This window comes from Agrobacterium sp. 22-209-1, assembly GCF_053522485.1.
Genome location: NZ_JBNWCH010000014.1, coordinates 72,773 through 79,526 on the forward strand (window position 1 = coordinate 72,773; position 6,754 = coordinate 79,526).

General features: G+C 59.1%; 7 protein-coding genes. 4 read left to right on the forward strand and 3 right to left on the reverse strand.

The window, feature by feature from the left end; genetic code table 11:
* Window positions 1-12: 12 nt before the first annotated feature.
* On the forward strand, window positions 13-927 hold the full coding sequence (gene olsE / locus ACQZ48_RS22015) for an ornithine lipid hydroxylase OlsE (RefSeq protein WP_448729457.1): 915 nt from the start codon (window positions 13-15) through the stop codon (window positions 925-927).
* Window positions 928-935: 8 nt separating this feature from the next.
* Here the strand turns inward: olsE and ACQZ48_RS22020 are convergent, their stop codons facing one another.
* The 3 genes from ACQZ48_RS22020 to ACQZ48_RS22030 all read right to left on the reverse strand — a co-directional run bounded on the left by ACQZ48_RS22020 (window position 936) and on the right by ACQZ48_RS22030 (window position 4,166).
* A complete protein-coding gene (locus ACQZ48_RS22020; RefSeq protein ID WP_077983733.1) occupies window positions 936-1,310 on the reverse strand; it encodes an MmcQ/YjbR family DNA-binding protein in 375 nt (124 codons plus the stop codon).
* Window positions 1,307-2,512 (reverse strand): bifunctional phosphopantothenoylcysteine decarboxylase/phosphopantothenate--cysteine ligase CoaBC, encoded by a 1,206-nt coding sequence (gene coaBC, locus ACQZ48_RS22025; protein ID WP_374636221.1) that lies wholly within the window; start codon window positions 2,510-2,512, stop codon window positions 1,307-1,309. Before coaBC ends, ACQZ48_RS22020 begins: the two co-directional genes overlap by 4 nt.
* A 70-nt stretch (window positions 2,513-2,582) precedes the next feature.
* Window positions 2,583-4,166 (reverse strand): peptide chain release factor 3, encoded by a 1,584-nt coding sequence (locus tag ACQZ48_RS22030; protein ID WP_077983734.1) that lies wholly within the window; start codon window positions 4,164-4,166, stop codon window positions 2,583-2,585.
* A gap of 90 nt (window positions 4,167-4,256) precedes the next feature.
* Between ACQZ48_RS22030 and dut the strand changes: the two genes are divergently transcribed.
* The 3 genes from dut to cysK all read left to right on the forward strand — a co-directional run bounded on the left by dut (window position 4,257) and on the right by cysK (window position 6,542).
* Window positions 4,257-4,727, forward strand: coding sequence for a dUTP diphosphatase (gene dut, locus ACQZ48_RS22035; RefSeq protein WP_137409673.1), 471 nt, complete (start codon window positions 4,257-4,259; stop codon window positions 4,725-4,727).
* 87 nt (window positions 4,728-4,814) lie between these two features.
* Window positions 4,815-5,432: a LysE family translocator gene (locus ACQZ48_RS22040; RefSeq protein ID WP_137409672.1), complete on the forward strand. Its 618-nt coding sequence runs from the start codon at window positions 4,815-4,817 to the stop codon at window positions 5,430-5,432.
* A 141-nt stretch (window positions 5,433-5,573) separates the two neighbouring features.
* Complete coding sequence (cysK, locus tag ACQZ48_RS22045) at window positions 5,574-6,542, forward strand: cysteine synthase A (RefSeq protein WP_077983736.1); 969 nt, start codon at window positions 5,574-5,576, stop codon at window positions 6,540-6,542.
* The last annotated feature ends 212 nt before the right edge of the window (window positions 6,543-6,754 follow it).

The window sequence follows — 6,754 nt, forward strand, 5'->3', positions numbered from 1 at the left end:
GATTTGATTTTGATGGCAAAAGCGCAGGTACTGAAAGAGGCTCTTTCCTATTCTTCCTGGCCGCTGGTGTTTGTCGGCGGCCTCGTGGGGTCCCATTTCGCTTTCGCGGGCAGCCATCCGATCGCTGCGTTTCTGGCTGTTTATGCCGGCGCGGTTCTGAGCCTGTTTCTTCTCGAGCGCTATATTCCCTATGAAGTCGAATGGCTTGAGGGTGACGGCGAGACCATGACCAGCATCGGCCACACGCTTTTGACCAAGGGGCTGGTACAGTTCGCTGCCGCCGCAGCAGCAATCTTCCCGATGCTGGCTGCCAATGTGCTGCAGCCGCTTGCGACCATGCGTTTCGACCTGTGGCCATCGCATCTGCCAATGGTGGTTCAGGTCGCGCTTGCGGTGACGGTTGCCGAATTCGGCCTCTACTGGGCCCATCGCATCGCCCATGAAACCTTGTTCTTCTGGCGCTTCCATGCGCTGCATCACAGCGTCGTGCGGCTGTGGGTCGTCAATACCGGCCGCTTCCATGTGGCCGATTCCCTGTTCAAGATCGCGCTCAGCCAGATACCGCTTTATTTCATGGGTGCACCGCTCCAGGTATTCTGGTGGCTCGGCGCCGTTACCGCATTCATCGGTATTTTGACCCATTGCAACGTCGATATGAAAACGGGGCCCCTTGATTACGTGTTCAGCACCCCGCGCCTGCACCGCTGGCACCATTCAAAGCAGCTTCCGGAAGGGAACACCAACTACGGCGAAAATCTCGTCTTCTTCGATCTGATCTTCGGTTCCTATCATAACCCCGACAGGCCTTCTTCCACCGATATCGGCATCAAGGGCAAGATTGCGAAAGGATTCCTGCCGCAGCTTCTACAGCCTTTCACCAAGGAAGGCGTCCGCCAGATCGTCGGCAAGGACACCAAACTCGACTGAACCGAAGACTACAGGGCGCGCGCAGTATCGATCACGATACCGAGTTCGCCCCGCAGTTTCCTGGTCAGGCCGGCTGCGACAAGCTCATAGGAACGGCGCACATAGTGTTCCAGCTCTTCCTGTTCGAGCGGAGAATGATCGCCAATCGATATCCATTTGCGTTTGGCGAAATAGGGCGCCTGCCCTATGCCTTCCAGCGAGGTCAGTATTTCGAAACTCTCTTCCGAGCATTTGACGACCAGCCGCCAGTCCTCCCGCTCGCCAAGCACGGCAAAGACCTTGTCGCCCACCTTGGCGACATGCGAATCCCACTGATCAACAAAACGCACGCCCGGCCATTTGCCGAGCACCTTGTCGAAAGTCTTGCGATCGAACAGGCTCATGCGAGTTTCTCCGCGATCAGGGCCGCCAGACGTTTTGCAACCTCGGCCTTGTCGAGATCCGGCCAGGCATCGATACCATCTGCGGAAATGATCTTCACGCTGTTGCGGTCTCCGCCCATGATGCCGGTTTCCGCCGAAACATCATTCGCGACGATATAATCCGCGCCCTTGCGCTCCAGCTTCGCCCGGCCGTTCTTCTCGACATCCTGCGTTTCGGCAGCGAAGCCTACCACAATCTTCGGGCGCTTTTCATGATGGCCGACGGTTTTGAGAATATCGGGATTTTCCGTCAGTTGCAGCGCCGGCGGCGCATCGCCCGGTTGCTTCTTGATCTTCTGTTCCGACGAGCCCATCACCCGCCAGTCGGCGACGGCGGCGACCATGACGGCGATATCCGCCGGCAGTCTCGATATTACCGCATCGCGCATCTCCTCGGCACGCTCGACATGGATCGTCGTGACCTCGGCAGGATCGGCGATGGTGACCGGGCCGGAAACAAGCGTGACCTCTGCCCCCAACTCAGCCAGAGCCGCCGCAATGGCATGGCCCTGCTTGCCCGAGGAGCGGTTGGCGATGTAGCGCACCGGGTCAATCGGTTCATGCGTGGGGCCGGAAGTCACGATGGCCGTTCTGCCCTTCAGGGGCTTTGGCCCCTCATCCAGCAGTGCGGCAACGGCTTCGACGATCTGCAACGGCTCGGCCATGCGGCCAAAACCAGCCTCGCCCTTCTCCGCCATCTCGCCGGCCATGGGTCCGATGAAAAACACGCCGTCTTTTTTCAGCGTTTCGACATTCCGCAGCGTGGGCTTTGCCGCCCACATCTTCGGGTTCATCGCCGGTGCCGCCAGCACCTTTCGATCCGTCGCGAGAAGGACTGTGGAGGCAAGATCGTCTGCCAGACCATTCGCCATCTTCGCCATCAGATCGGCGGTGGCGGGTGCGACCAGCACGAGATCGCAGTCGCGCGCCAGCCTGATATGGCCGACATCCTGTTCATCCTGCCGGGAAAAAAGCTCGGTGAAGACATGCGTGGCGGACAGCGCGCCGACAGCAAGCGGGGTGACGAATTCCTGCGCGCCCTTCGTCATGACCGGCGTCACCTTCGCGCCGCGCTCTTTCAGGCGACGGATGAGATCGAGGCTCTTATAGGCCGCGATGCCGCCAGAGATAATAAGGAGAATATGCTTGCCTGAAAGCGTCATGATGCCGGACCAGTTTCCCATTTCACCGGGAAACTAAGCCCTTGGCATACAAAGTGCAATCACGCCTTTATCAAGCCGCCTTGGCGACGTGATATTCCTTGATCGCGACCATCTTGATCGCCGGAAACCGCTCGGACTCATACCGCAGCGAGAAGGCGTCCTGCGCAAGAAACACCGGATCGCCATCCAGATCGCGGGCGATATCGCCGCGCTTGACGTTGAGGAATTTTTCCATTTCCGCCGGCTGATCGGAAGAAATCCAGCGGCAGACCGAAAAGCGCGACATTTCGAAGGAGACCGGCAGGCCGTATTCGCCCATCAGGCGCTCTTTCAACACGTCGAGCTGCAGCGCGCCGACGACACCGACGATGGCCGGCGAGCCGTCTTCCGGCGAAAAGAGTTGCACGACACCCTCTTCCGCCATCTGTTGCAAGGCTTCCTTCAGCTTCTTCGCCTTCATGGCGTCCTCAAGACGCACGCGGCGGAGAATTTCTGGCGAAAAGTTCGGCACGCCCTGGAAAACCAGGTTTTCACCCTCGGTCAGCGTATCGCCGATGCGGAGCGTGCCGTGGTTCGGTATGCCCACCACGTCACCCGCAAAGGCCGTATCGGCAAGCTGGCGCTGCGAGGCGAAGAAGAACTGCGGCGCAGTGAGGCCCATCTGTTTGCCGGTGCGAGCAAGCCGCGCCTTCATGCCGCGCTCCAGCTTACCGGAGCAGATGCGGGCAAAGGCGATGCGATCTCGATGGTTCGGGTCCATATTGGCCTGAATTTTAAAGACAAAGGCCGTCATTTTTTCTTCAGCCGCATGGACGGTGCGGGTATCCGCCACCTGATCGCGCGGCGGCGGTGCGAAATCGCCAAGCGCATTGATGAGGTCACGGACACCGAAATTGCGCAGCGCCGAACCGAAGAATACCGGCGTCATATGACCTTCGAGAAACGCCTGACGATCGAAAGGACGGCAGGCTTCCATCGCCAGCTCCGTTTCTTCGATGAAGGCGTTGCGCTCATTTTCCGGCAGGCGATCGGCAACCGCCTGCGGACCGTTGACCGGCATGGCTTCCACCTGGGTATCGACGCCACGGAATGTGTTGTCGGCGAGATTATAGGCGCCGCAGAAGGTCTTTGCCCGGCCGACCGGCCAGGTGATGGGCGCGGTGTCGAGCGCGAGCTTCTCTTCCACCTCATCCAGAATCTCGAAGGGGTCGCGGCTTTCGCGGTCCATCTTGTTGATGAAGGTGATGATCGGAATATCGCGCATGCGGCAGACTTCGAAGAGCTTCAGCGTGCGCGGCTCGATACCCTTGGCGGCATCGATGACCATGATCGCCGCATCCACCGCCGTCAGCGTACGGTAGGTGTCGTCGGCGAAGTCCTCGTGGCCGGGCGTATCGAGAATGTTGAAGACACGGTCGTTATATTCGAAGGTCATGACCGAGGTGACGACCGAAATGCCGCGCTCGCGCTCGATCTTCATCCAGTCCGAACGGGTCTGGATGCGATCCTTCTTCGCCTTGACCTCACCGGCAAGCTGGATCGCTCCGCCGAACAACAGCAGTTTTTCGGTAAGCGTGGTCTTACCCGCATCCGGGTGCGCGATAATAGCAAAGGTGCGGCGGCGGGAGACCGCCTCGGCAAGTGTTTCGGCCATCTGACAAATCCTGTGGAATTGCGGGCTATCTAGCGTTTCAAGGCCACATTTGCAATTGACCTTGCCGCGATCTCGGCAAACTAATGCGGCATGACCCTTCAAAACGACAATCGCCCCCCTCTCCGGCTTGTCCGCCTCGCCAATGGCGCTGACCTCGAATTGCCGTCCTATGAAACCCGTGGCGCCGCCGGCATGGACCTGCGCGCTGCCGTACCTTCCGGTGAACCGCTGACCCTGCAACCGGGCGAGCGGACGCTCGTTCCGACCGGTTTCATTTTCGAGGTTCCGCAAGGTTATGAGGCACAAATTCGTCCGCGTTCCGGCCTCGCCATCAAGAACGGCGTTACCTGCCTCAACTCTCCAGGCACGGTGGATAGCGATTATCGCGGTGAGGTGAAAGTCATCCTCGCCAATCTGGGCCAGGAGGTTTTTATCATCGAGCGCGGTATGCGCATTGCGCAGATGGTGATCGCACCGGTAACCCAAGTTGTTGTGAGCGAGGTGACGGAGACCTCCCAGACGGCGCGGGGCGCCGGCGGTTTCGGCTCCACCGGCGTTTAGCGACACCGCTGGGACAGACGCGTGGAGTGATTGTCTTTACCCGGCAGTTTCGCTATTGATCTGGCGGATTTTCCGGGAAACACGATCATGACGCTGACGACCCTTTTCGCCTATGCCACCGCCCTCTTCATTGCCGCCGCCATTCCCGGCCCCGGCATGACGGCGATCGTGGCGCGGGCGCTGGGTTCGGGTTTTCGCGAAACCTTCTTCATGGGTCTGGGGCTGGTGCTGGGCGACATGATTTACCTGACCGCTGTGATCCTGGGCTTGGCCTTCGTCGCACAGACCTTTCAGGAAGCTTTCATGGTGCTGAAATTCGCGGGCGCAGCCTATCTCCTTTATATTGCCTGGAAGCTTTGGACCGCCGGTCTGCTGCCGCAGGAGCTGAAGGCCAAGAAAGGCACCAGCATGCCCATGTCCTTCCTGTCCGGACTACTGATCACGCTCGGGAACCCGAAAACCATGCTGTTTTATGTGGCGCTGGTGCCGACGCTGATCGACATCCGCATGATAGGAGCTTCGGAATATGCGACACTTCTCGCCATCACCTTCGTCGTGCTGATGGCGGTTCTCCTGCCTTACATCCTGCTTGCGGCCAAGGCGCGCAACCTCCTGAAAAGGCCGAGCGCCTTGACGATCCTCAACCGCACGGCGGCGGGTATTCTGGCCGGAACAGCGACCATGATCGCGATCCGCAGCACATAAAACAAATTCTTGCGTTTATGCGATTTATCGTGAAATTATTCCTGCAATTTGGAGATATTCGGACGAACGTTCGCTAGCTTGCGAAAGCTATTGCTCCTATTCTGCCGCTCAAATCTTGCGGTCTTTACACAGGAGAGCATCATGCCCGAAGCCAGAAAGCCCGGACGCGGACGCGTCTATTCCTCGATTACGGAAACAATCGGCGACACACCGATCGTGCGGCTCGACAAGCTGGCGAAGGAGAAGGGCGTGAAGGCCAACCTTCTCGCCAAACTCGAATTTTTCAATCCCATCGCCTCCGTGAAGGACCGCATCGGCGTCGCCATGATCGAAACGCTGGAAGCGCAAGGCAAGATCATCCCCGGCAAGACAACGCTGGTGGAGCCGACCTCCGGCAACACTGGCATCGCGCTTGCCTTCGCCGCCGCAGCAAAGGGCTACAAGCTGATCCTGACCATGCCTGAAACCATGTCGGTTGAGCGTCGGAAAATGCTGGCCCTGCTCGGCGCCGAACTGGTGTTGACCGAAGGCCCCAAGGGCATGAAGGGCGCCATCGCCAAGGCGCAGGAATTGGCCGCGACCCTGCCTGACGCCATCATTCCGCAGCAGTTCGAAAACCCCGCCAATCCTGATATTCACCGCAAGACGACAGCTGAAGAAATCTGGAACGACACGGAAGGCACGGTCGATATTCTCGTCTCGGGTATTGGCACCGGCGGCACCATCACCGGCACGGGTCAGGTGCTGAAATCCCGCAAGCCCGAGGTGAAGGTGATTGCGGTCGAACCTGCCGACAGCCCGGTTCTTTCCGGCGGCAACCCCGGTCCGCACAAGATCCAGGGCATCGGTGCCGGTTTTGCACCTGCCATCCTCGATACCGGCATTTATGACGAGATCGTCACCGTGACCAATGACGAGGCTTTCGAAACAGCACGTCTGGCGGCAAGGCTGGAAGGCGTGCCGGTCGGCATCTCCTCGGGTGCGGCGCTGGCGGCGGCAATTAAGGTCGGCGCGCGGGAAGAAAATGCCGGCAAGAACATCGTCGTCATCATTCCTTCCTTTGCGGAACGCTACCTTTCGACGGCGCTTTTCGAAGGCCTTGGGCTTTAAGCCACGCTTTCAAGCGCAGTACGATTGCGCGCCCAATTTGCGAATTGTCTTACGTGCCGCCGGCTCCGCTGGCGGCACAATGTTTTTTTGAGGCAGGGCGCAAAGGGCCGCCTTCTAGAGCAGATCCTGTGATCGATGAATCGATTGTGAAGTGACGGGGCGAGCGGAAGCTGATTCAACATCCACTGCGAAAGAGGTGGATGATGGGACGA